General features: G+C 63.9%; 23 protein-coding genes and 2 tRNA genes. 13 read left to right on the forward strand and 12 right to left on the reverse strand.

Annotation, left to right across the window (positions count from 1 at the left end; genetic code table 11):
• Positions 1 to 206 precede the first annotated feature (206 nt).
• On the forward strand, positions 207 to 1,439 hold the full coding sequence (locus QYC26_RS03850; protein WP_317514077.1) for a NupC/NupG family nucleoside CNT transporter: 1,233 nt from the start codon (positions 207 to 209) through the stop codon (positions 1,437 to 1,439).
• A 14-nt stretch (positions 1,440 to 1,453) separates the two neighbouring features.
• Here the strand turns inward: QYC26_RS03850 and QYC26_RS03855 are convergent, their stop codons facing one another.
• Complete coding sequence (locus QYC26_RS03855; protein ID WP_317514078.1) at positions 1,454 to 2,167, reverse strand: hypothetical protein; 714 nt, start codon at positions 2,165 to 2,167, stop codon at positions 1,454 to 1,456.
• Positions 2,168 to 2,274: 107 nt separating this feature from the next.
• On the opposite strand from QYC26_RS03855, the gene QYC26_RS03860 reads away from it, so the two are divergent.
• Positions 2,275 to 2,466 (forward strand): hypothetical protein, encoded by a 192-nt coding sequence (locus QYC26_RS03860; RefSeq protein WP_317514079.1) that lies wholly within the window; start codon positions 2,275 to 2,277, stop codon positions 2,464 to 2,466.
• Positions 2,467 to 2,848: 382 nt separating this feature from the next.
• Here the strand turns inward: QYC26_RS03860 and QYC26_RS03865 are convergent.
• Positions 2,849 to 2,924 (reverse strand) — tRNA-Ala (locus tag QYC26_RS03865).
• A gap of 81 nt (positions 2,925 to 3,005) precedes the next feature.
• On the reverse strand, positions 3,006 to 3,332 hold the full coding sequence (locus QYC26_RS03870) for an FYDLN acid domain-containing protein (protein ID WP_317514080.1): 327 nt from the start codon (positions 3,330 to 3,332) through the stop codon (positions 3,006 to 3,008).
• A gap of 142 nt (positions 3,333 to 3,474) precedes the next feature.
• On the opposite strand from QYC26_RS03870, the gene aroA reads away from it, so the two are divergent.
• From aroA to QYC26_RS03890, 4 genes are all read left to right on the forward strand, one after another.
• Positions 3,475 to 4,812, forward strand: coding sequence for a 3-phosphoshikimate 1-carboxyvinyltransferase (gene aroA, locus QYC26_RS03875; RefSeq protein WP_317514081.1), 1,338 nt, complete (start codon positions 3,475 to 3,477; stop codon positions 4,810 to 4,812).
• Positions 4,809 to 5,444: a (d)CMP kinase gene (gene cmk, locus QYC26_RS03880; RefSeq protein WP_317514082.1), complete on the forward strand. Its 636-nt coding sequence runs from the start codon at positions 4,809 to 4,811 to the stop codon at positions 5,442 to 5,444. Before aroA ends, cmk begins: the two co-directional genes overlap by 4 nt.
• A gap of 206 nt (positions 5,445 to 5,650) precedes the next feature.
• Positions 5,651 to 7,360: a 30S ribosomal protein S1 gene (gene rpsA / locus QYC26_RS03885; protein WP_317514083.1), complete on the forward strand. Its 1,710-nt coding sequence runs from the start codon at positions 5,651 to 5,653 to the stop codon at positions 7,358 to 7,360.
• Positions 7,361 to 7,643: 283 nt separating this feature from the next.
• Positions 7,644 to 7,931, forward strand: coding sequence for an integration host factor subunit beta (locus QYC26_RS03890; protein ID WP_317514084.1), 288 nt, complete (start codon positions 7,644 to 7,646; stop codon positions 7,929 to 7,931).
• A 46-nt stretch (positions 7,932 to 7,977) separates the two neighbouring features.
• Here the strand turns inward: QYC26_RS03890 and QYC26_RS03895 are convergent, their stop codons facing one another.
• Both QYC26_RS03895 and QYC26_RS03900 read right to left on the reverse strand, forming a co-directional pair.
• Positions 7,978 to 8,745, reverse strand: coding sequence for an ABC transporter permease (locus QYC26_RS03895; protein WP_317514085.1), 768 nt, complete (start codon positions 8,743 to 8,745; stop codon positions 7,978 to 7,980).
• A complete protein-coding gene (locus QYC26_RS03900; RefSeq protein WP_317514086.1) occupies positions 8,742 to 9,740 on the reverse strand; it encodes an ABC transporter ATP-binding protein in 999 nt (332 codons plus the stop codon). The genes QYC26_RS03895 and QYC26_RS03900 overlap by 4 nt, the downstream gene beginning before the upstream one ends.
• Before the next feature lie 148 nt (positions 9,741 to 9,888).
• Between QYC26_RS03900 and QYC26_RS03905 the strand changes: the two genes are divergently transcribed.
• The 7 genes from QYC26_RS03905 (at position 9,889) to QYC26_RS03935 (ending at position 16,268) form a co-directional block, all read left to right on the forward strand.
• A tRNA-Leu gene (locus tag QYC26_RS03905) sits at positions 9,889 to 9,974 on the forward strand.
• 42 nt (positions 9,975 to 10,016) lie between these two features.
• Complete coding sequence (locus tag QYC26_RS03910) at positions 10,017 to 11,531, forward strand: ATP-binding protein (RefSeq protein ID WP_317514087.1); 1,515 nt, start codon at positions 10,017 to 10,019, stop codon at positions 11,529 to 11,531.
• 10 nt (positions 11,532 to 11,541) lie between these two features.
• Positions 11,542 to 11,799, forward strand: a complete 258-nt coding sequence (locus QYC26_RS03915; protein ID WP_317514088.1) for a hypothetical protein — start codon at positions 11,542 to 11,544, stop codon at positions 11,797 to 11,799.
• A 443-nt stretch (positions 11,800 to 12,242) separates the two neighbouring features.
• Positions 12,243 to 13,058 (forward strand): ferredoxin--NADP reductase, encoded by an 816-nt coding sequence (locus QYC26_RS03920; RefSeq protein WP_317514089.1) that lies wholly within the window; start codon positions 12,243 to 12,245, stop codon positions 13,056 to 13,058.
• Between the two features lie 149 nt (positions 13,059 to 13,207).
• Entirely contained in the window at positions 13,208 to 14,662 is a 1,455-nt protein-coding gene (locus QYC26_RS03925; protein WP_317514090.1) for an ABC transporter substrate-binding protein, read from the forward strand.
• 47 nt (positions 14,663 to 14,709) lie between these two features.
• Complete coding sequence (locus QYC26_RS03930; protein ID WP_317514091.1) at positions 14,710 to 15,132, forward strand: DUF4112 domain-containing protein; 423 nt, start codon at positions 14,710 to 14,712, stop codon at positions 15,130 to 15,132.
• A gap of 71 nt (positions 15,133 to 15,203) precedes the next feature.
• Positions 15,204 to 16,268, forward strand: a complete 1,065-nt coding sequence (locus tag QYC26_RS03935; RefSeq protein WP_317514092.1) for an NAD(P)-dependent alcohol dehydrogenase — start codon at positions 15,204 to 15,206, stop codon at positions 16,266 to 16,268.
• Between the two features lie 30 nt (positions 16,269 to 16,298).
• On the opposite strand, the gene QYC26_RS03940 is transcribed toward QYC26_RS03935, so the two are convergent.
• From QYC26_RS03940 to QYC26_RS03970, 7 genes are all read right to left on the reverse strand, one after another.
• Positions 16,299 to 17,015 carry a ribonuclease T2 family protein gene (locus QYC26_RS03940; protein ID WP_411197626.1) on the reverse strand — a complete coding sequence of 239 codons (717 nt, stop codon included), beginning with the start codon at positions 17,013 to 17,015 and terminating at the stop codon, positions 16,299 to 16,301.
• On the reverse strand, positions 17,002 to 17,847 hold the full coding sequence (gene nadC / locus QYC26_RS03945; RefSeq protein WP_317514093.1) for a carboxylating nicotinate-nucleotide diphosphorylase: 846 nt from the start codon (positions 17,845 to 17,847) through the stop codon (positions 17,002 to 17,004). The genes QYC26_RS03940 and nadC overlap by 14 nt, the downstream gene beginning before the upstream one ends.
• Positions 17,848 to 18,469: 622 nt before the next feature.
• Positions 18,470 to 19,477 carry a quinolinate synthase NadA gene (gene nadA, locus QYC26_RS03950; RefSeq protein WP_317514094.1) on the reverse strand — a complete coding sequence of 336 codons (1,008 nt, stop codon included), beginning with the start codon at positions 19,475 to 19,477 and terminating at the stop codon, positions 18,470 to 18,472.
• 5 nt (positions 19,478 to 19,482) lie between these two features.
• On the reverse strand, positions 19,483 to 20,106 hold the full coding sequence (locus QYC26_RS03955; RefSeq protein WP_317514095.1) for a DUF4230 domain-containing protein: 624 nt from the start codon (positions 20,104 to 20,106) through the stop codon (positions 19,483 to 19,485).
• Positions 20,103 to 20,972: an MBL fold metallo-hydrolase gene (locus QYC26_RS03960; RefSeq protein WP_317514096.1), complete on the reverse strand. Its 870-nt coding sequence runs from the start codon at positions 20,970 to 20,972 to the stop codon at positions 20,103 to 20,105. Before QYC26_RS03960 ends, QYC26_RS03955 begins: the two co-directional genes overlap by 4 nt.
• Before the next feature lie 144 nt (positions 20,973 to 21,116).
• Positions 21,117 to 22,658: a M56 family metallopeptidase gene (locus QYC26_RS03965; RefSeq protein ID WP_317514097.1), complete on the reverse strand. Its 1,542-nt coding sequence runs from the start codon at positions 22,656 to 22,658 to the stop codon at positions 21,117 to 21,119.
• A complete protein-coding gene (locus QYC26_RS03970) occupies positions 22,655 to 23,023 on the reverse strand; it encodes a BlaI/MecI/CopY family transcriptional regulator (RefSeq protein WP_317514098.1) in 369 nt (122 codons plus the stop codon). The genes QYC26_RS03965 and QYC26_RS03970 overlap by 4 nt, the downstream gene beginning before the upstream one ends.
• Positions 23,024 to 23,185 lie beyond the last annotated feature (162 nt).

Consider the following 23,185-nt stretch of genomic DNA (forward strand, 5'->3'; position numbering starts at 1 on the left):
CACATGGGTTTTCCACAGGCAAAGCCTCCGCTAACTGGTCGGCAACACAATCAAATGCAGGGCTGGCGGAATCGGCCTGCGCGTGTATCGTGCCGCCCAAAAGCCGGGCTGGCGGACACGCGTCCGTTCCGACAGGCATTGGCTACCTATCAGGGAGTGAAACCTGATCCGGGCGATCGGGTTCCTCGGGGGAATTAGAAAAGCGGATGACAAAATTTCTTATCGGAATTGCCGGCATTGCCGTGATTCTGGCCATTGCTGTCGCGCTATCGAGCAATCGCCGCAACATCCGCCTTCGCGTGGTTGGGGCCGCTTTCGGCTTGCAGGTCGCGATTGCCGTGCTCGTTCTGTACGTTCCGGCGGGGCGCCAGGCGATCAACGCAATGTCGCAGGGTGTTTCGAACCTTCTGGGCTATGCCAATGAAGGCACGAATTTCCTGTTCGGCAAGTTTGCCACCGACGAGCTGGGTCAGAATTTCGCGGTGCAGGCACTGCCCGTGATCATCTTCTTCGCGGCGCTGGTATCGATCCTCTATTATCTGGGGATCATGCAGCGGCTGGTTCAGTGGATCGGCGGCGCGATCGAGAAGGTGATCGGCGTATCCAAGGTGGAATCGCTGTGCGCCGCGGCGAACATCTTCGTCGGGCAGAGCGAATCGCCGCTCGTGATCCGCCCCTATCTGGCCAGCCTTACCCCGGCGCAACTCTTCACGGTGATGACATCGGGTATGGCGGGTGTCGCGGGCACCATATTGGCCGCCTATGCCGCGATGGGAATCCGGATCGACTATCTGCTGGCCGCGAGTTTCATGGCAGCACCAGGCGGCATCCTGATGGCAAAGATCATCATGCCCGATGATCCGCGCGACGGCCCGATCGATCCAGTCGTCGTTGTCGATGACAGCCACGGCGAGGAAAAGCCCGCCAATATCATCATGGCAGCGTCGCAGGGCGCACAGACCGGCGTTCGGCTGGCGGTGGCGGTCGGCGCGATGGTGCTTGCCTTTGTTGCGCTGGTGGCGCTTGCCAACGGCCTGCTCAACGGGGTTGGCGGCTGGTTCGGGCTGACCGACCTCAGCTTCCAGAAGATCCTCGGCTATGTCTTCGCGCCGGTGATGTACCTGCTCAACGTGCCATGGGACGAAGCGCTGCGCGCGGGTGGCATGTTCGGCGAAAAGGTCGTTCTCAACGAGTTCGTCGCCTATATCAGCCTGGGCGCGCAACAGGGCGCATTGTCGCCGCACACGGTGGCCATTGTCACCTTTGCGTTGTGCGGCTTCGCCAATTTCAGCTCGATCGCCATCCAGATGGCCGTAACGGGCAGCCTTGCGCCCAATCAGCGATCGACAATCGCGCGACTGGGGGTCAAGGCGCTGATCGCCGGTTCGCTCGCCAACCTGATGAGCGCGGCACTGGCGGGCATGTTGCTCGCCCCCTGAGCCCACCCGACGGCCTAAATGCCGAAGTGCAGCGCCATCACGTCGCGATAATAGAAGAAGGCAGCGCCCAGCGCCGCAAGCGACAATATCACGCCCGTGGCCGTCAGCAGGCGGCCACGGCGCGGCGGGGGAGCCACTGCCTCCTCGTCCTCCAGATCATCGCCAGCATCCGCCTCATCGCGATCCGCAGACAGGCCGACCACGCCCGGCCCGGACACGCCGGACATCAACGCCAGCTTTTCGCTGTCGAGCGCCTGCTTCTGGCGCGCAACCATGTCGGAAATGGGCGCAAGTTCCGGCATGTCCTCTGCTGCACCGCCAATCGCCTCAATGAAATGTTCGAGTTCGCGGTCCATTTCACCAAGCCGATCGAGCGATTCCAGTGCTGGACGCTGTTCCTTTCGCATCACCGCCAATTGAAAGCGGGTCGACTGCATCGACACGGCGCGCATCAGTTGCATGCCGGCGACAAGTTCTTCCCGGGAAATCGGATCGTGAGGGTGCATTCCCCCAACGGAATAGGAATAGCTGCGCATAGCCCCGCCCTTGTCCACATGCGCACCGGCCAAGGATTCCGGCAGCGCAGGCCAATGGCTAAACCCAAGTGGGAAACAAGCGGAAGCGCTGCCGGGGCATTTAGCGCCGAAATGTGCCCATGGATCGGCACATGCCCCGATTCCGGACGATTCACCCTCAGAGAGCCGCGACACACAGGAGAACGCGCCCATTAGCTTGCTTTAAAATAAAATAGACCTAATCACTAAACCATCGAAATAATTTTTTCGAAGAGCAAATATCCAACGCGCTCTACAGAATTTTATCACAGGAGATTTAATTGAAGGTCGGCGATCAGATTCTTTTTCTTGAAGTCGATGAAAACGAAAACATCACGCGGCACGAAGCGCATATTTCCAGCATGATCGATTTCAAGGTCACGGTAGCGCACAAGAGCCGCAACATCACGCTGCACCGGCGTCGGCTTGTTCCGATCAGCAGAGATCGTTTTGCACTGATCCAGCCGGCCTGAGGGCGTCCCGCGCCCCTCCCCCAAATTTCGTTTTGAAATCTCAGCGCCTCCTCTCTGCGCCGACGCCTGACAGCGGCCGGGACGATCGGGCTGCGTCCAACGTCAACACTGGGGCGCTGGATCGAACATCACACCAGTGAAGCCCGATAATGTCAGGATGGCTCTCGCCGGCAGATTGTTGCCGGCGAGAATCGCGGAACCGAATCAGTGAACGCGACAGCAAGGCTGATTCGCGAATCACCGGTTGCCGCGATTCGGCAAATTCATGGTATCGCACCTCAGGAACGGCTCCGACGCACGAAAAAGGCGCCGGACCTTTCGGCCCCGCGCCTATCAAATATAGTTTGCTCTGAAATCTATTCAGCGCCTAGCGCTTGAGGGTTGGTGGAGCCGAGGGGGATCGAACCCCTGACCTCTACAATGCCATTGTAGCGCTCTCCCAGCTGAGCTACGGCCCCGTTTCCAACCTCGCCGCTCTGGGTTAGCGGCGTCGTGGGGCTGCCTTTACGGAGGCAGCTCCCACTTGGCAAGCACTGATTTTAATTATTTGAATCGTCGCTGTCGTCAGAGGTGTCGACGCCCAGATCGTCGTCGCCACCGAGGTCGACGTCGTCGTCCGGAGAATCGGCGTCTTCGGAATCGACGTCGATGTCCAGATCGTCATCGCCAAGGTCGGAATCGACCTTGCCCTCGCCGTCCTTCTTGGGCGCTTCATAGGGAAGCGGCTGCTTCGACTTCAGTACGGGCTCAGGATACCAGGCATTACCGCATTCGATGCAGTTGACGGGTTCATCCTTCGCAAGATCGTAAAACCGGGCCCCGCACTTCGGACAGGTCCGCTTGGTGCCCCATTCAGGCTTCACCATGTGCCGCCTCGCCTCCAATTCAAGTGAAAACAGCGAGCCAACGCACCTTGCGGCGGCTCGCAAACTGGAGCGGCGCCTTGCCATAGCCGGGGGCCGCTGTCAAAAGCCTGCGTTCCTGCAAGCCGGAATACAAGCTTTCTTCATGATTTCGAACACGCCTTTGCCCGCATCCTTCTCCGCACCGGTCCCGCTGAAGGGCACCATCAAGGTGCCTGGTGACAAATCGATCTCGCACCGCGCACTGATGCTATCCGCGCTGGCGGTCGGCCGCAGCACCGTGCGCGGCCTTCTGGAAGGCGAGGATGTACTGGCCACCGCCGCCGCAATGCGCGCCATGGGGGTTACGATCGATCGATCGGACGATGGCGTATGGACGATCGACGGCGTGGGCGTCGGAAGCCTGCTGCAGCCCCAATCTGCCATTGAGATGGGCAATAGCGGCACCTCTACCCGGCTGTTGATGGGGCTGATCGCAAGCCACCCGATCACCGCCACCTTTACGGGTGATGCTTCGCTTTCGAGCCGCCCGATGAAGCGCGTGATGGAGCCGCTGTCGCGCATGGGCGCGGAATTCACCGCCACCAGCGGCGATCGGCTGCCGATGATGGTGCGCGGCATCTGCCCTGCGGTTCCGATCGAATATCGCCTGCCGGTCGCCTCTGCGCAGGTGAAATCGGCGGTGCTGCTGGCGGGCCTCAATACGCCGGGCATTACCCGCGTCATCGAACCGGTGCCGACCCGCGATCACAGCGAACGCATGTTGGCAGGCTTCGGCGCGGAGCTGACCGTCGATGTGGAAGCGGATGGCACGCGGATCATCTCGCTGACCGGCGAAGCCACCCTGCGCGCGCAGGATATTGTCGTTCCCGGAGACCCCTCCTCCGCCGCCTTCCCCGTGGTGGCGGCGCTTCTCGTTCCCGGATCGGACGTGATCGTCGAGAATGTCGGCATCAACGCAACGCGCGCGGGCCTGTTCGACATACTCCGCGCAATGGGCGGGCATGTTGAGTATCTGAACGAACGCGAAGTAGGCGGCGAACCCGTGGCGGACATCCATGTCCGCCATTCGGTGCTGAAGGGGATCGCCGTTCCGGCCGATATCGCGCCGTCGATGATCGACGAATTCCCGGTCCTGTTCGTGGCCGCCGCGCTGGCCGAGGGACGGACGGTGACGACCGGGCTGGAGGAACTGCGCGTCAAGGAATCGGATCGTATCGCGCTGATGGCCGAAGGCCTTGCCGCGATCGGTGCGCGCGTGACCGAAACCGAAGACGGCATGATCATCGACGGTACCGGCGGCGCGCTGCTCGCCGGCGGCGCCAGTGTTGCCACCAAGCTGGATCACCGCATCGCGATGAGCTTTGCGATCGCGGGCCTGATGACGAAGGCGCCGGTCACGATCGACGACATGACCCCGGTTGCCACGAGCTTTCCGCAGTTCACCGAACTGATGACTGCGCTTGGAGCGGTGCGCGCATGATCATCGCCGTCGACGGCCCGGCGGCATCGGGCAAAGGAACAATCGCCCGCGCGCTTGCCGCGCATTATGGCCTGCCCCATCTCGACACGGGCCTGTTGTACCGCGCGGTCGCCTGGCGCGTACTGCAGGACGGCGGCGATCCGGAGAGCGAAAGCGACGCGCTGGCCGCCTGCTCGTTCGAGGACGCCGTCCTGTCGAATCCCGCGCTGAAGGGCGAGGAAACCGGGCGCGTGGCCTCGATCGTCTCGGCCCATCCGCTGGTGCGCGCGGCGCTGATCAAGCGGCAGAAGAGCTTTGCCCAGCAGCCCGGCGGTGCCGTGCTCGACGGCCGCGACATTGGCACGGTCATCGCGCCCGAGGCCGATGCCAAGCTGTTCGTCACCGCAACGCCCCAGACGCGTGCGCGGCGCCGGCATGACGAGATGCAAAAAGCGGGCAGCGACGGGAGCTATGACAAGGTGCTGTCCGACATCCGCGCACGCGACCGGCGCGACATGGCTCGGGAGAGCGCACCGCTGGCGCAAGCTGCCGATGCGCACTTGCTCGATACCACCTATCTCTCTATAGACGCCGCCGTCCAGCGGGCGATTGCGCTTGTTGATGAACGGACCGGCGCAAAGCCCCAAGGCTGAGGCCGGACGGGCAGTTTTGATGGTGCGCAGGGGCCTTGGCTAAGGGCCAGGGCTTTTGGCGCGCCCTTTTTTGCTATCCGCAACGTTCGTCATCTTGTCTCAACCGCACGCGGGATGCCGCAGAGGCATACGGCCGCTGTGGCAGTTCTGGTCAAGACCGCCGGAGACAACCGGCTGGCCGGAAAAAGAGACAGGAAACTATTTTTATGGCTTCTATGAATCCCTCGCGCGACGAATTCGCCGCGCTTCTCAATGAAACGCTCGGTGGCGAAAACGAAGGCTTTGAAGGCCGCGTCGTCAAGGGCACCGTCACCGCAATCGAAAACGATCTGGCTGTCATCGACGTAGGCCTGAAGTCGGAAGGCCGCGTGCCGCTGCGCGAATTCGCTGCGCCGGGCCAGAAGGCCGACCTCAAGGTTGGCGACGAAGTCGAAGTCTATGTCGACCGCGTCGAAAACGCCAATGGCGAAGCCATGCTGTCGCGCGACCGCGCGCGCCGCGAAGCCGCCTGGGACAAGCTCGAAGCTGAATTCAGCGAAAACACCCGCGTCGAAGGCGTCATCTTCGGCCGCGTCAAGGGCGGCTTCACGGTCGACCTCAACGGCGCCGTCGCCTTCCTTCCCGGTTCGCAGGTCGACATCCGCCCCGTGCGCGACGTCACCCCGCTCATGGATATTCCGCAGCCGTTCCAGATCCTCAAGATGGACCGTCGTCGTGGCAACATCGTTGTGTCGCGTCGCGCGATCCTCGAAGAAACCCGCGCCGAACAGCGTTCGGGCCTGATCCAGACGCTGGCCGAAGGCCAGGTGATCGAAGGCGTCGTCAAGAACATCACCGATTACGGTGCGTTCGTTGACCTTGGCGGCATCGACGGCCTGCTGCACGTCACCGACCTGAGCTACAAGCGCATCAACCACCCGTCGGAAATGATCAACATCGGCGACACCGTCCGCGTGCAGATCATCCGCATCAACCGCGAAACGCAGCGCATCTCGCTCGGCATGAAGCAGCTTGAGAGCGATCCGTGGGAAGGCGCAGCCGCCAAGTACCCGGTTGGCGCGAAGCTGACCGGCCGCGTGACGAACATCACCGAATATGGTGCGTTCGTTGAACTCGAACCCGGCATCGAAGGCCTGGTCCACGTTTCGGAAATGAGCTGGACCAAGAAGAACGTCCACCCCGGCAAGATCGTTTCGACGAGCCAGGAAGTCGACGTCATCATCCTCGAAGTCGACGAAGACAAGCGTCGTATCTCGCTGGGCCTCAAGCAGGCGATCAACAACCCCTGGGAAGCGTTCGCCGCAGCGCACCCGATCGGCAGCGAAGTCGAAGGCGAAGTCAAGAACGCCACCGAATTCGGCCTGTTCATCGGCCTGGACGGCGACGTGGACGGCATGGTCCACATGTCGGACATCGCATGGGGCATCTCGGGCGAAGACGCACTGGCTCTGCACCGCAAGGGCGAAGTCGTGAAGGCAATCGTTCTCGACATCGACGTCGAGAAGGAGCGCATCTCGCTCGGCATGAAGCAGCTTGAAAAGGGTGCACCGGCAATCGGCGGCGCAGTCACCTCGGGTCTGGCGAAGAACAGCGTTGTCACCGTCACCGTTCTCGAAGTTCGCGATGGCGGCCTCGAAGTGCAGGCTGGCGACGATGGCGCAACCGGCTTCATCAAGCGCACCGACCTCGGCCGCGACCGCGACGAACAGCGTCCGGAACGCTACCAGGTTGGCCAGAAGTTCGACGCGATGGTCACCGGTTTCGACCGTTCGAAGAAGCCGACCTTCTCGGTCAAGGCAATGCAGATTGCCGAAGAGAAGCAGGCAGTTGCACAGTATGGCTCGTCCGACTCGGGCGCGTCGCTGGGCGACATCCTCGGCGAAGCGCTGAAGGCGCGCACCGAAGACAAGAAGTAATCGATAAATTTTCCAGTAAGGTGCCGCCGTCGCTTCATGCGACGGCGGCATTTTTTTTCGTCTTTCCAATGGCCTGCACAAATTGACGTTTTCAGGCCCCGAAATGCCCGTGCTTTCTGGCCGAAGCGCATTCGGGCAAGGGCTTGCAAATGCACCGCAAAACGTCACATTTGGGACGCCGATCGAATGGTGTGGGGCCATTTTCCGGCGCTTAAGCGTTACAACAGCCCAACCCGGCGTATCGAGGCCTGTGGCCTCGACACCCATTTATGGGGATATTGCCATGATCCGTTCCGAACTTGTTCAGAAGCTCGCTGCGGAAAACGCCGATCTGTCGCTGAAAGACGTGGAACGCATTGTCGACGTCTTTTTCGACGAGATCACGGCACGCCTTGCCGAAGGCGGCCGCGTGGAACTGAGGGGCTTTGGCGCCTTTTCCACACGTGCACGTGCATCACGCCAGGGCCGCAACCCGCGCACGGGAGATCCGGTGGAAGTGGACGCCAAGCGCGTCCCCTATTTCAAACCGGGCAAGGAAATGCGCGAACGACTGAACATGGACGACCATTGATAGGAGCGGAGCCTGGCTCCGCTCCTTATCCTCGCCGTGCTCCTGCTCAGCTTTTGAGACGATAGCCGGTCCGGAAAATCCACCAGATCACGACCAGGCACAGAAAGAAGAAACCGAGCGTCGCCGCGAGGCTGAGCGTGATGCTGACATCCCCCTTCCCAAAGAAGCTCCAGCGAAACCCGCTGATCAGATAGACGATCGGATTGAACAGCGTGACCGTGCGCCAGGCCGGCGGCAGCATGTCGATCGAGTAGAAGGCCCCGCCGAGAAAGGTGAGCGGCATCACCACGAGCAACGGAATGACCTGAAGCTGTTCGAAATTGCGCGCCCAGATGCCGATGATGAAGCCGAACAGGCAGAAGGTGGCCGCGATCAGGAGGAGGAACGCCGCCATCCAGAACGGATGGGCGATCGTGACATCGACGAAGAGATGCGCGGTCGCGAGGATGACGAGCCCGACGATCACCGATTTCGTTGTCGCCGCGCCAACATAGGCGAGCACCGTCTCGAACGCCGAAATGGGCGCCGAGAGCAGTTCATAGATCGTGCCGGACCATTTGGGCATGAAGATGCCGAAGCTGGCGTTGAAGATGCTTTCGGTAAACATCGAGAGCATGATCAGCCCCGGGACGATGAACGCGCCGTAAGGGACGCCGCCGATTTCGGTCATCCGCGATCCAATCGCCGAGCCGAACACGATGAAATAGAGCGAGGTGGTGATCACCGGCGTGACGAGGCTGGTGAGCGCGGTGCGCATGAAGCGGTGGATTTCGAACTTGTAGATCGACCAGATGCCGCGAGCGTTGAAGTTCACTGGCCTTCCCCCTTCCCGTCGCGCACGAGCCCGACGAAGATTTCCTCGAGCGAGCTTTGGCGGGTGTTCAGATCCTTGAACCCGATGCCGAGATCGCCCAGCGCGCGCAGCAGCGAGGGCACCCCCGTCCGTTCGGCATTGATGTCGAATTCATATTGCAGCTCGTTGCCGTCGGCATGGAGCGTGAGCGGCCATTCGGCGAGCGTGTCGGGAATGGCGGCCATCGGCTCGCTGAGATTGAGCGTCAGCGTCTTGCGCCCCAGCTTCTTCATCAACCGCGTCTTTTCCTCGACAAGGATCAGTTCGCCCTTGCTGACCACGCCCACGCGGTCGGCCATTTCCTCCGCCTCCTCGATATAATGGGTGGTGAGGATGATGGTGACGCCGCTTTCGCGGAGTTCGCGGACGAGCTGCCACATGTCGCGCCGCAGATCGACATCGACACCCGCGGTGGGTTCGTCGAGGAACAATATCTCGGGCTCATGCGCGAGCGCCTTGGCGATCATCACCCGACGCTTCATCCCGCCCGAAAGCTCGATGATCTTGGCGTTGCGCTTTTCCCAGAGGCTGAGATCGCGCAGCACCTTTTCGACGAGCGCGGGATTGCGCGGCTTGTTGAACAACCCGCGGCTGAAGCTGACGGTATCGACCACGCGTTCGAACTGGTCGGTATGCAGTTCCTGCGGCACCAGCCCGATCCGCGCACGCGCCGCGCGGTAATTCTGGACGATATCGTGTCCGGCCACGCTGACCGTTCCCGAACTGGGACGGACGATGCCGCAGACGATACTGATCATCGTCGTCTTGCCCGCGCCATTGGGGCCGAGCAGCGCGAATATCTCACCGCGCCGGATATCGAGGTTCACGGCCTTGAGCGCCTGGACCCCGCCCGCATAGGTCTTGGTGAGACCGGCAATGGAAATGATCCCCTCACCCGGTGGGACCGCGCCATCGGCACGCCCCCCGCCATTGGATTCCGGAACTACGCCGCGCATCCTCTACTCCTGTTTTTATTATATCCCAGCTATCGGACGGGAGCGGCGCAACCGCAAGCCGGCGCAGCGCGAAACGCTCTTTTGCGCGACCAGAGGCGAACAACCCGCTTGACCGAAGGGCCGTTATCCGCCTTTGGTCAGCCATCACGCGGATGTGGCGAAATCGGTAGACGCAGCGGACTTAAAATCCGCCTCCCTCTGGGAATGCGGGTTCAAGTCCCGCCATCCGCACCAGAACACTTGCCCCCTACCCTCCCCATCGTCCAAAGGCAGTATGTGACTGCCAGAATCGACATTGGAACAGATGGCACCGGACAATCGGTGCAAATGGATCTTGAAGAACTGCTCGCGACCCGGCTGCTCGTGCAGGGCAATTCGGGATCGGGAAAGTCGCACCTTTTGCGCAGGCTGCTCGAGGGTAGCGCCGGGCTGGTCCAGCAGGTGGTGATCGACCCCGAGGGCGACTTCGTGACGCTTTCCGAACCCTTCGGGCACGTCGTGCTGGATGCCGCCGAGCACAGCGAGGGCGAGATTGCCCGCATCGCCGCGCGAATCCGCGAGCACCGCGCCTCGGTGGTGCTGAACCTTGAAGGGCTGGACCTTGATGCGCAGATGCGCTGCGCGGGCGGTTTCCTGTCCGCGCTGTTCGATGCCCCGCGCGATCATTGGTATCCCGCGCTGGTGGTGGTCGACGAAGCGCAGATGTTCGCGCCCGTTGCCGCGGGCGAATTTTCCGAAGATGCGCGCCGATCCGCGCTGGGCGCGATGACCAACCTGATGTGCCGTGGCCGAAAGCGCGGGCTGGCCGGCGTGATCGCGACGCAGCGTCTGGCGAAGCTGGCCAAGAACGTCGCGGCCGAAGCCTCGAACTTTCTGATGGGGCGTACCTTCCTCGATATCGACATGGCGCGCGCGGCCGACCTGCTGGGCATGGACCGGCGCCAGGCCGAGCAGATCCGCGATCTGGAGCGCGGGCGCTTTCTGGCGCTTGGCCCGGCGGTGTCGCGCCGCCCGCTTTCGGTGAAGATCGGCGAGGTGAAGACCGGCGCGCGCGGCGGCACCCCCAAGCTGACCCCGCTGCCCACCGCGCCCGAGGATCTGGAAGACCTGCTGTTTTCCTCGTTGGAAGTGGCGCACCCGCCGCCGCCTCCCCCGCCGACACCGCGCGTGACATCCGAGGAACTGATCCGATCGATCGCGCGGCCGGTGCTGACGCCCGCATCCCCCACACCCGCCGCGCCGCCGATGGAGGAAGGGCCGCGCAACGCAATCATCTCTGCCGTGCTGGCCGAGATCTGCGCCGATCCCGACGCGACCTACCGGACGGCGGCCGTGCTGTATCAGGATTTCGGGCTGCGCTGCCGCATGCGCCAGCTCAATGATCCGGGCATGGACCTGGCCGATTTCCGCCGCCGCCTTGCGATGGCGCGCGCCGGGATTTTCGACGAGGGCGATGAGAGCTGGACCGAGGCGCTGGAGCTTTCGACCCGACTGCCCGAGGACATGCTGGGCGCGTTTCTGTTGATCGCCCGCGCGGCGAAGGATGTGCTGCCCTGCCCATCCGACGCCGAACTGGCTGAGGTTTACGGCACGCGCTCCCCCGGGCGCGTCCGGCGCCTGCTGAGCTATATCGAGGCGCGCGGGCTGCTCGTCACCCGCATCGACCTTTCGGGCAAGCGTACGCTGACCCTGCCCGACCTGGGCTGGACCACCGCGCCCGCCATTCCCGAACCCGAGCAGCCGAGCGCGACGCCCGCGCGCGGGACGGCCGATATGGGCTCGCTGCTCTAAGGATCGCCCCATGGACCTCGACACGCTGATCCACCATTATTTCGGCACCGACGACCTCGATGCGCTGTCCGACGACGCACTCGCGCGCGGGCAGGAAGCGCTGGCGATCGATTTCGGCATCGCACAGGAACCGGGCCGCCGCTTTGCGCTCTGGGCGCTGATGCAGATGATGGGATGCGCGCCCGATCCGGACACGGCATTCGAGGACGCGGAGGAGCGCCGCGCTGCGTGGCGCTTTGCCCGGATGACAGAGCCGCCGCGCGACTGATCCGGATCATAAAGGCGACATGACGATTGTCCCCTTTGTCGCGCGTGCATCGAAATGTTGCCCTTGCACACAAAATGATAATGATTATCAAGAGCGCGCAATGACCCGTCGCGCCGCCCTTTCCGATTCGCATTTTCGGCAGATCGACCGGCGCGGCACCGCCTGGCCCGCCAAGGCCGATCGGATGCGCATAATGCCGCCATACCCGGCATTGCCACGCCAAGACGCACGCACCGGCGGATTTTTGCGGGTTTCGCCAAAGGCGCGCACCGATGCCTGCCCGCACCCGCCACCGACGCAGCCCAGCCTATTCACGCCAAAACAATTCTTACGTTGCTCTTGGCGAACAAGGTTGTATCGACGCGCTGCAGGCGTTTTGCCCCGGCATTGGCGCGTTTGGCGTGCCCGACACCTGCCCCGTTTGATCAAATGAGAGTTTTCGAATGAGCGACCGTAACGCTGCCGCATCGCTGCTTGCCCCTTCGGCCAGCCTTTCCGTCGAGGAAGTGCTGAGCGTGCGCCACTGGAACGAGCATCTTTTCAGCTTCACCATCACCCGCCCCGCAAGCTTCCGCTTCCGTTCGGGCGAGTTCGTGATGCTGGGCCTGCCCGATGGCAACCGCCCGCTGCTCCGCGCCTATTCGATCGCCAGCCCGTCTTATGCCGAGGAACTGGAGTTCCTGTCGATCAAGGTGCCCGATGGCCCGCTGACCTCGAAGCTGCAGCTGATCCAGCCGGGCGACCAGCTGTTCCTTGGCCGCAAGCCGACCGGCACGCTGGTGGCCGATGCGCTGCTGCCGGGCCGCCGCCTTTTCCTCTTGTCCACCGGCACCGGGCTTGCCCCGTTCCTGAGCATCATCCGCGATCCGGAAATCTATGACCGGTTCAACCAGATCGTGGTGGTCCACAGCGTGCGCCGCGTATCCGACCTCGCCTTCCGCGAGGAACTGGAATCGCAGCTGGCGGGCGATCCGCTGGTGCAGGACCAGGCGCTGGTGCAACTCAGCTATCTGCCGACCGTAACGCGTGAGGAATTCCGCACCACGGGCCGGATCGACAAACTGATCAGCGACGGCACGCTGTTCGAAGGCCCGCTGGCCGGCCCCAAGAATTTCGATCCCGAGCTGGACCGCATCATGCTGTGCGGCAGCATGGCGATGATCAAGGAAACCGCCGCGATGCTCGACGAATTGGGCTTCGAGGAAGGTTCGAACAACAAGCCCGGCCATTATGTGATCGAGCGCGCCTTTGTCGGCTGACGCCCGCCGCGCATAACAACCGCGTACAAACGCCGCGCCGCCCCTCAAAGGTCGGCGCGGCGTTTTGCTTTTCAGCCCTTTGCGCGCCCGATCGGGCTTGGCAGCACCGCGCCCACGCCATACACCCGTGAATCAGAAACACGGACACCATGGCCTTGAAATTCCGCGCCCTCCTGACCGCTGCCCTGCCTGCACTGCTGCTTGCCGGATGCAGCGAGCCCGCCAATGACGGGCCGCTGCGCGTGGTGGCGATCGGCGGCGAGCCCAAGCTGGAAGCCGCCGAGGGTGCGCTGAACCTGCCAAGCCAGATCCTGCGCATCTCGGTGGCGCAAGGGCTGGTGGCATTTGACGAGAGTGGCCATGTTGAACCCGCCCTGGCGCAACGCTGGGTCGTTTCGGACGATGGGCTGAGCTATATCTTTCGCCTGCGCCGGGCCGAGCTTTCCGACGGCAAGCCACTGACCGCGCAGATGATGGCGCGCCGGATCCGAACGATGGTGGCGCATGGCAGCAAGAACCCCCTGGCGCCGCTGTTCAACCCGGTGGAGCAGGTGAGCGCGGTGACGCCCGAGATCATCGAGCTGCGCCTGCGATCGCCGCGACCACAGCTGTTGCCGCTGCTGGCCCAGCCCGAGGCGGGGCTGACATTCGGCAATGCTGGGGGTGGGCCGTTCAAGATGGCGCGCGAGGAAGGCGGGTCGATCCTGCTGACGCCACTGGCCGAGGCGCAAGACGAGGAGGAACCGCAACAAGCGCGCTATGCGGTGCGGCTGCGCGGCGACCGTGCGGCGGCTGCCGTGGCGCGGTATGACAAGGGCTATGCCGATCTTGTGCTGGGCGGCAGCTTTGCCGACCTGCCCTATGCCCGGCTGATCAAGCCCCCCAGTGCACAGCTGCGTTTCGACCCCGCGATCGGCCTGTTCGGACTGGCGGTAGAAAAGCGCGAAGGCTTTTTGGCGAGCGCGAAGAACCGCGAGGCGATTGCCATGGCAATCGACCGCGAGGCGCTGATCCAGACGCAGAACATCTCAGGCTGGCGCCCCGCCTATACGATCGTGCCCGAGCGGCTGGATCTGGCATCGGACCCTGCCCAGCCCGGCTGGATCGGACTTGGCCGCGAGGAGCGGCTGACGATCGCGCGCCAGCGCGTGGCCGAATGGAGCGCGGGCCAGACTGCATTTCCGCGCGTGCGGATCGCGCTGCCCGCCGGCCCGGGATCGAAGATATTATTCGCGCGGATCGCCGTTGACCTGGGCCAGATCGGTATCATTGTGGAACGCGCCGAGGGCGACGATACCGATCTGCGCCTGATCGACGAAGTGGCGCCGCATGACAGCGCGAGCTGGTTCCTGTTGCGGCTGGGCTGCGGACGCGGGCTGCCGTGCAGCGAGGCAGGCGCCGCCGCACTGGAGGCTGCGCGTGCGGCGGACACGCTGTCTGCGCGGTCGAACCAGTTGACCAATGCCGAGGCCGCCTATCTGGCCGAATTGCCCTTCATTCCGATCGCATCGCCGGTCCGCTGGTCGCTGGTGCGGCCAAAGCTTACGGGGTTTCGGACCAATGTCCGTGCGGCGCACCCGCTCAACCGATTGTTGAAGGACTGATCGGGGCTTCCCATATCCGGGGCTCCCTTTTTGGAGACACGGTTCCAATGCGTATTTCCCCCGACCAGTTCGACGCGATGATGCGCGACATGCCCGGCATGGGGCGCGACGCGGATTCGATCCGCCGCCGTATCGAGGCGATGGAGGGCATATTGGAACGCGCCTTCGTCATCCCCGGCCTGAACCGGCCCGTGGGGCTTGATTCGATCGTAGGCCTTATCCCTGTGCTCGGCGATGTCGTGACCGCAGCGATGGGGGCGTGGATCGTGTGGGAAGCGCGCAATCTGGGCATGTCGAAATTCCAGATCGCCCGCATGGCGGCGAATGTCGGCTTCGATACGCTGCTGGGCGCGGTGCCGCTGGTGGGCGATGCGTTCGACTTCCTGTTCCGATCGAACAGCCGGAACCTGAAAATCATCAGAAAGCATCTGGACAAGCACCACCCATCCACTGTCGTAATAGACGGGTAAGGCGGCGTCCGTCGCCTGCTTCCGGATTCCCGCGTCTGACCAGGGCGCCAACAATATGACAGGAAGATGCGATGCCCGTTCAGACCGACGCCTATGCCGTGAAAACCGCCGGGACCCCGCTGGCGCCGTTCAGTTTCGAGCGGCGCGATCCCGTGGGAGACGATGTCGCGATCGACATCCAGTTCTGCGGGGTGTGCCATTCCGATCTGCACACCGCCTATGACGAATGGGGCCGCACCACCTTTCCCTGCGTGCCGGGCCACGAGATCGTCGGCAAGGTGACCGCGATCGGCCCCGATGTCACCAAGTTCGCCGTGGGCGATACCGTGGGCGTAGGCTGCATGGTCGACAGTTGCGGCACCTGCCCGTCCTGCGATGCGGGCGAGGAGCAATATTGCGAAGGCAGCGGCTTTGTCGGCACCTACAACAGCAAGGACGCCAAACATGGTGGCCACACGCTGGGCGGATACAGCACGCATATCGTCGTGAAGCAGGATTTCGTGCTGGCGATCGGCCATGACGACGCCGATCTGGCGGCGGTTGCCCCGCTGCTGTGTGCGGGGATCACCACCTATTCGCCGCTGCGCCACTGGAAGGTGGGGCCGGGCAGCAAGGTGGGCATCGTCGGGCTGGGCGGGCTTGGCCATATGGGCGTGAAGATCGCGCACGCGATGGGCGCCGAAGTCTATGTGTTCAGCACCTCCCCCTCGAAGCGCGAGGATGCGAAACGGCTGGGGGCGACCGACCTGATCGTATCGGGCGACGACGCCGAGATGCAAGCGCATGCGGGCAGCTTCGACTTCATCCTGAACACCGTGGCCGCGCCGCATGATCTGGACCGTTTCCTCAACCTGCTGAAGCGCGATGGGACGATGACGCTGGTCGGCGTGCCCGCCGAGCCGCATCCCTCACCCGCCGTCGGCAACCTCATCTTCCGCCGCCGCGCCATTGCCGGCTCGCTGATCGGCGGGATCGCCGAAACGCAGGAAATGCTCGATTTCTGCAAGGAGCACGGGATCACCGCCGATATCGAGACGATTCCGATGGACGCGATCAACGAGGCTTATGACCGGATGCTGCGCAGCGACGTGAAATATCGCTTCGTGATCGACATGGCGTCGCTGAAGGCGGCCTGAGCCTGAAACCCCGGCCGGGCGCTGAACCGATCAGCGCCCGCGCCAGATCTTGAGCCGCGCGCTATCGGCGAGCCCCTTTTGATGCGTGGGGCAGCGTGTCCATTTGCGCTGGCGGTTCATGCAGATCCACACCTCATCCAGCCAACCGCGCGCGCCGGTGACGCGGAACATCGCAGTGGTGAGCCCCGGATTGGCGGCGGCAAAGGCGTGCGCAAACTGCGCCACGGTGAGGTTAGGCAGCCGCGATAAGGCATCCATATCGGGATAGCGGATCTTCGCATAATGCGCGCGCGCTTCGGCGAAATAGGTTTCGGGCCGCGTCGTCATGCAGGTGCCGTGCTTGGCCCATTCATGCTGGATCAGCTGCGCCGACGGCGTGGCGCAGAGATTGGCGCGGATCGTGCTTTGCGGCAGGATGCGGGCCGGACGGCAATATTGCGGCCATTTCCCGCCATATCCATCGGGCCAGAGCCCGTGGAGCGTGAAGCCGAAGCGGTTGCCGCTGCCGCACTGGAACCGATCCTCGGTGCTGTTCTGGCGCGTCCGGCAATATTCGGGCGACCAGGTGAGCGCGAGCGTATAGCTGCCGATCGCAAGATTGCGCTGCGGCTGAGAGGGGGTGGGGTTATCCGGTAAGGGTCGCGCGACATGGCGTGGGATGGCGCAACTGATCGCCTGCGCACCCGCAGCCCCCGGCAAGGCAGCGCCGATCAGCGCCGCCGCAAGGGCAAGATCATGCGCTTTCAAAATCGAGCCCGATATCGGCCGCCGGTGCAGACTGGGTGAGACGGCCGACCGAGATATAGGTGACGCCGCTTTCGGCAATCGCGCGGATGGTATCGAGGCGGACGCCGCCCGACGCCTCGGTCGGCACACGGCCGTTCACCAGCGCCACGGCCTCGCGCAGCGTGGCGGGGCCCATATTGTCGAGCAGCAGGTGCGTGGCCCCGGCGGCGAGCGCGGGCTGGATCTGATCAAGCCGATCGACCTCGACGATGATGCGTTCGATCCCGGCGGCGACCGCGCGGCCGACGGCCTGGGCGACCCCGCCCGCAACGGCGACATGATTGTCCTTGATCATCGCGGCGTCCCACAGGCCCATGCGGTGGTTGGTCGCGCCGCCCATGCGGGTTGCATATTTTTCGAGCGCGCGCAGGCCCGGAATGGTCTTGCGCGTATCGAGCAGCGTTGCGCCCGTGCCGTCGATCGCATCGACATAGTCGCGCGCCATCGTCGCAATGCCGGTGAGGTGCTGGACGGTGTTGAGCGCCGAACGCTCGGCGGTAAGCATCGCGCGCGCGCTGCCCTTCAGCCGCATCAAATTGGTGCCCGCGGCCACCCGGTCGCCATCGGCAACGAGCATCTCGATTTCCACCGACGGATCGAGCGCGCGGAAAAAGGCGGCGGCGATGGGCAGCCCCGCGATCGTCACGGCATCGCGACTGTCCATCACGCCTGCGAAGATCGCATCGGCGGGAATGACCGCAGCCGAGGTGATATCGCCCCCCGGGCCGAGATCTTCGGCGAGCGTGGCGGCAACGAAAGCGTCGAGGTCGAAACCGGAAAGCGAGAAAGTCATGCGCGCTGCCTAGCCGCATTCAACGCGCTGGAAAAGCCGGAATGGCGCGCGAGCGCGAATGGATGCGGCGAGATCCGAGCAGGTTCAGCGCAGATTTTCGTGCCGTCGCCCCTCGTCCCGCCCGCCATCCCCACCGCCTGTACGCGGGGTTTCCCTCCGGGGTGCCTCGGTACGTGGAGTTTCGACGCGCGGCGCATTCCCGCTATCGCCAGCACCGCTGCGTGGTCCCTCGCCAGTCGGAGAAGAAGACGGCGGTGCCCCGCCCCCAGTTTCGCCGCCACCCCCAGGCGTACCGCCGGTAGACGCGGCGATGGCGGGCGAAGACAGCGATGTGGACAGCAGCACGGTCATGGCCGGCGGCACGGTCAGCGCGAAACGGCCACAACCTTTCAGGAAGGTTCGCCGATCATCCCCCGCAGTGTCCGCCAAGCGTTCGTCGTGCTGCATCGGATTGCCCTCCTGCCCTGCGCGTTCAGGGCAGAATGCAGCGGGGGTGCGGGAGGGTCAAATGCGCGGGCGGCTTATGCCGGGGCGCATAGATCATTGGTCAGAGGGTTCTTCCACGCACGAAAAGCGCGGGGTACGCCAAGGGGCGTGCAGGCCGCACGCCCCTTGGTGATCGTTAGTCGCCCGTGGGGCGCGCGCCGAGATCGCCCATGCCCACCGTGCCGGAGGCCATGGCGAGCATGCGATCGAGCGACGTCTTCGCGGCGAGACGCACATTTTCGTCGAGTTTGATGCGCGGCTCCAGATCGCGCAGCGCAATATAGAGCTTTTCCATCGTGTTGAGCGCCATATACGGGCAGATATTGCAGTTGCAGTTTCCGTCCGCACCGGGGGCGCCGATGAACGTCTTGTGCGGAACCGCCTTTTCCATCTGGTGGATGATGTGCGGTTCGGTGGCGACGATCACCACGTCATGCTCGGTCGTCTTCGCGAATTCGAGGATCGCGCTGGTCGACCCGACCATATCGGCATGGTCGAGCACGTGCGGCGGGCATTCGGGGTGCGCCGCAACCGGCGCGCCCGGATACTGCGCCTTGAGCTTGAGCAGTTCGGTTTCCGAAAACGCCTCGTGCACGATGCAGACGCCCGGCCACAGCAGCATTTCGCGGCCAAACTTGCGCGCCAGATAGCCGCCAAGATGCTTGTCGGGGCCGAAGATGATCTTCTGATCCGCGGGGATCTGGCTGAGGATCTTTTCGGCCGACGAACTGGTGACGATGATGTCGCTGAGCGCCTTCACCTCTGCCGAGCAGTTGATATAGGTGAGCGCGATGTGATCGGGGTGCTGTTCGCGGAACGCCTTGAACTTGTCCGGCGGGCACGAATCCTCGAGGCTGCAGCCGGCGTCCATGTCGGGCAGGATCACGGTCTTTTGCGGCGAGAGGATCTTTGCCGTTTCAGCCATGAAGCGCACGCCGCAAAAGGCGATCACGTCCGCATCGGTTTCCGCGGCCTTGCGCGAAAGCTCAAGGCTGTCGCCCACGAAATCGGCCAGATCCTGAATCTCAGGCTTCTGGTAGTAATGGGCCAGAATGACGGCATTGCGCTCCTTGCGCAGACGGTCGATCTCCGCCTTCAGGTCGAGCCCGGTCAGGCTCCCGCCAATTCCACCACGTGCATCCATCTTCCTCAACCTCCGGATTCGTCGCTGAAACGCGCGACGACGTTGGCCTCTACGCCCGCTGCCTTCAAAGGCATAGAGAAACTGTTGGCGATTGCGCGCCGGGTGGCTTCCCGGGCGAGCTTCATCGGAACGTCTTCGCGCGCCTGCCGCACCAGCTCAACCTGACCGGCCTTGCGATTCGCGGCGTCGAGCGTCTTTTCCGCATCGGTCAGCGCCAGCAATATGCCGCCGCCATCATATTCCCTTATCGCGGTCATATCCACTTCCGGTCCGCTGATCTCGACGGGCGGAAGCGTGATGCTGAGCGTCTTGGTCGCTTCGTCCCAGCGCAGGTCCTTGTCTGCAAGCTTGGACAGATCGACCTCGTAACGCACCAGCCCGGGCATGATCAGCGTCTTCTTCGCGCTCAGCCCGAAGCGGTTCTGTTCGGAGGTGACGACCGCGACGAAGCGCGCGGCGAAGGCCGACAGGCGGTTCTGTTCGCGCAGGCCCTGAAGGCTCGACGCAGCGATCGTCTCAAGGCTTCCCTGCCAGCGATTTTCGGCGGTGCGCTGCACGAGAAGGAGCGCACCGAGCCCCAGCGCAATCGCAAAGGCAATTGCGATCAGCCATTTTCCAAGCGGTTTCATTGCGGCAGCAATTCCCAATGCTCATCGTGCGCGCGGACCTGCCCGCGGCGTTCGAGATCGATGAGATGCGCAAGGACCGAGCGTCCGGCGGCGCCGTGTAGCCGCGTGTCGAGCCCCTTGTACATGCTGGCGACCATCGCCGGGATATCGTGCGTGCCCCGGCCGAGCAGGCGCAGTATCTGCCCTTCGCGCTGCTTGCGGTGGCCGAGCAGCCCGCGCACGAAGCGGCGCGGGTTTTCCACAGGATCGCCGTGCGCGGGATAATAGACCGCGTCGGGACGGCCGAGCAGCAGTTCGAGGCTGGCCATATAGGCCGCCATGTCGCCATCGGGCGGGGAGACGACGCTGGTGGACCAGCCCATCACATGATCGCCCGTGAACAGCGCCTGTTCCTCTTCCAGCGCGAGGCAAAGATGGTTCGACGTATGCCCCGGCGTTGCGACCGCGCGCAGCGTCCACCCCTCACCGCTCAGCGCTTCGCCATCGGCGAGAACCCGGTCGGGATGGTAATCGGCATCGAACGCGGCATCGGCGCGCGGGCCATCGTCATCGAGCGCGAGCGCGGCGCAGCCCACGATCTCCGCCCCCGTCGCCGCCTTCAGCGCGCGCGCGGCCGGGCTATGATCGCGGTGGGTGTGCGTACAGACGATATAGGCAACCGTTTCGCCCGCGACCGCAGCGAGCAGCGCATCGACATGCGCGGCATCGTCCGGACCCGGATCGATCACGGCGACGCGGCCATGCCCGATGACATAGGTCTGCGTGCCCGAATAAGTATAGGCGGAGGGGTTGGGCGCAAGCACGCGGCGGATAAGCGGCGTCAAGGCGATGACCTGTCCCGTCGGGAAATCTTCCATGCCCCCCATGTGGCATATTATCCGCGAGAAACAAGATTTCGAGGCCCACAAACGTGATCGGGCGAAACGGCCTGTAAGCGTTTCGCCCGATCCCCTCCCTGAATGCGTCCCTCAGGTGGAGCTGGATAAGCATAGCAGAGCGGCCAGCCCCAGTCACCACCGCTTGGCATCGGCCGAGAGGCGCGCGATCTGCGCGTCGATCGAGGCGACCGCCTGCCGCCGCGCGGTGGCATCCATCGCGCGATCGGCGTCAAGATCCGAGCGCACTTCCTTGAGCGCATCGAGCGTCTGGCGCCGGATCTGGGCCCGATCGGGCAGGCAATATTCGGTGCGATCGATGACCGCGCCCGTGCCATCGGTGGTGACCATCGCCCGCGCCGAACCCTTGCAATCCGCCGATGCACTGATCTTTACCGAGCGGGTGACGATCCGCGCCTGGGCATCCGCCAGCCGCGCCTGAGCATGGGCCACGCGCATCGCTTCAGCGACATGGCGCTCGGCATCGGCATGCGCGGCGCGGGCTTCGCGGATCGCGGCATGGGCTTCGCGCAGATCGGGGGCGACCGGGGGCACGGGGGGAACCGGGGGCACCGGCGGCTGCGCCGGATCAGCGTTTGCCACGGGGGGGAGCGGCGCAATCGGCGCGGGCACGGCGCCCGCATGATCCGCGACTGCCGGCGGCGCAGGCACAGCGAGCGTGGCGATCGCAGCTATATTTGCGGGCGCCGGAATTGCGGTTTCGATGGCCTCTACCTGATCGGCGACGATATCCCGTGTGGTATCGGCGGCAAACCCGCCCGAGGCGGTAAGCCCCAGCCCGCTGCCGATAAGCGCGACGGCGAGCGCGCGCGAGCCAACGCCCGGTGCCGACACCTGGCGCATCATGCGCAGGCGCAGCTTCAGCTGATCGCGCGGGTTGAGCGCGCACACGGCCACCGGCGTTCGGCTGCACGCCGATTTGACGAGCGCAAGGCCATAGCTGTGCTTGGCATCCCCGCCAGCGCCAGCGAGCACGATCGCATCGCACGCCAGTTCCTGATCGGCGCGGAAGGCGCGCCAGGCGCGGTGTGCGACCGGGTTGAACCAGTGGAGCGAGAGCATCGCGAGCGCGAGATAGTTGACCGAGAGATCGCCGCGACGGTGATGTGCGGTTTCGTGGAGCATCGCGAGGCGGAGTTCGGTTGCGTCGTAACGGGTGCGCCAGTCGAACGGCAGGACGATGCGCTGAAGGAGGACGCCGGTGGCCACCGGCCCGTCCACAGCCTTGCTGGCGCACACCTCAATCCCATGGCGATCAAGCTCGGGCAGCTGCAGCGCATTGTCCAGCGCGGTGCGGACGAAGCGGTGATAGGCAACGAGATGCCAGGCAAAATAGGCGAGCGCCCCGGTGAGCCAGATAGCGAGCACCAGCGTGAGCCAATCCACCCCGCCCGTGCCCTGCACCGGCGTCTCGGCAAGCGCGATCATGTCGACGGGCATTTCGAGCACGGCGAGATCGAGCATCTGGGGCAGATGGCTTGACGGCACATCGGCCACGGTTTCGGGGATCGGCGGCAGCACCATGCGCAGCGCCGGCAGAAGCCAGAGCATATAGGCAATGCGCGGACCAAAGATGCGCGCGACGGGCGCGCGGACAAGCAGGACGGCGGCCATGAGCAGCGTCGATGCGATGAGGGTTTCGGCGATCCAGTTCATGGTTTCAGCGCCTTCAAAAGGGCTTCGATCTCGGCGACATCTTCGGCGCTGAGTTCATCGCGTTCGGCCAGATGCGCGACCAGCGGCGAAAGACGGCCGCCGAACAGGCGATCGACGAGCTTGCGCGATTCCCCGCTGACATAATCGTCGCGCGCGACCGCCGGGCGATAAAGATAGCGCCGGCCCTCTTCCTCATGCGCAAGCGCGCCCTTGGTGAGCAGCCGCGACAACATCGTCTTGACGGTGCGATCGGACCAGCCGCGTGCCGGATCGATCCGCTGGTGGACTTCGGCGGCGGTGAGCGGGGCCTCTTCCCAGAGCACCTCCATCACCACATGTTCGGCATCACTTATGCGTTCGTGCACCGGCTCTCTCCCCGTCCGACTACAACTGTAATTAACAGTGACTACATCTGTAGTCAATTGACTGAACGCGAAATGAACATGGGGTGCCGCCGGCGACGGCGGCGGTTTTTACCACACGGCCAGACAAACAAAAAGGCCGCGCCACCGGGGTGGCACGGCCTT

This window comes from Sphingomonas sp. C3-2, assembly GCF_033025475.1.
In the GTDB taxonomy this organism is placed as follows: domain Bacteria; phylum Pseudomonadota; class Alphaproteobacteria; order Sphingomonadales; family Sphingomonadaceae; genus Sphingobium_A.

Coding starts and splice junctions, on each gene's coding strand:
- QYC26_RS03850 (WP_317514077.1), top strand. CDS start 207: ATGACAAAATTTCTTATCGGAATTGCCGGCATTGCCGTGATTCTGGCC.
- QYC26_RS03965 (WP_317514097.1), bottom strand. CDS start 22,658: ATGAACTGGATCGCCGAAACCCTCATCGCATCGACGCTGCTCATGGCC.
- QYC26_RS03935 (WP_317514092.1), top strand. CDS start 15,204: ATGCCCGTTCAGACCGACGCCTATGCCGTGAAAACCGCCGGGACCCCG.
- QYC26_RS03855 (WP_317514078.1), bottom strand. CDS start 2,167: ATGGGCGCGTTCTCCTGTGTGTCGCGGCTCTCTGAGGGTGAATCGTCC.
- QYC26_RS03925 (WP_317514090.1), top strand. CDS start 13,208: ATGGCCTTGAAATTCCGCGCCCTCCTGACCGCTGCCCTGCCTGCACTG.
- QYC26_RS03915 (WP_317514088.1), top strand. CDS start 11,542: ATGGACCTCGACACGCTGATCCACCATTATTTCGGCACCGACGACCTC.
- nadA (WP_317514094.1), bottom strand. CDS start 19,477: ATGGATGCACGTGGTGGAATTGGCGGGAGCCTGACCGGGCTCGACCTG.
- rpsA (WP_317514083.1), top strand. CDS start 5,651: ATGGCTTCTATGAATCCCTCGCGCGACGAATTCGCCGCGCTTCTCAAT.
- cmk (WP_317514082.1), top strand. CDS start 4,809: ATGATCATCGCCGTCGACGGCCCGGCGGCATCGGGCAAAGGAACAATC.
- QYC26_RS03920 (WP_317514089.1), top strand. CDS start 12,243: ATGAGCGACCGTAACGCTGCCGCATCGCTGCTTGCCCCTTCGGCCAGC.
- QYC26_RS03890 (WP_317514084.1), top strand. CDS start 7,644: ATGATCCGTTCCGAACTTGTTCAGAAGCTCGCTGCGGAAAACGCCGAT.
- QYC26_RS03960 (WP_317514096.1), bottom strand. CDS start 20,972: ATGGGGGGCATGGAAGATTTCCCGACGGGACAGGTCATCGCCTTGACG.
- nadC (WP_317514093.1), bottom strand. CDS start 17,847: ATGACTTTCTCGCTTTCCGGTTTCGACCTCGACGCTTTCGTTGCCGCC.
- aroA (WP_317514081.1), top strand. CDS start 3,475: ATGATTTCGAACACGCCTTTGCCCGCATCCTTCTCCGCACCGGTCCCG.
- QYC26_RS03900 (WP_317514086.1), bottom strand. CDS start 9,740: ATGCGCGGCGTAGTTCCGGAATCCAATGGCGGGGGGCGTGCCGATGGC.
- QYC26_RS03955 (WP_317514095.1), bottom strand. CDS start 20,106: ATGAAACCGCTTGGAAAATGGCTGATCGCAATTGCCTTTGCGATTGCG.
- QYC26_RS03930 (WP_317514091.1), top strand. CDS start 14,710: ATGCGTATTTCCCCCGACCAGTTCGACGCGATGATGCGCGACATGCCC.
- QYC26_RS03870 (WP_317514080.1), bottom strand. CDS start 3,332: ATGGTGAAGCCTGAATGGGGCACCAAGCGGACCTGTCCGAAGTGCGGG.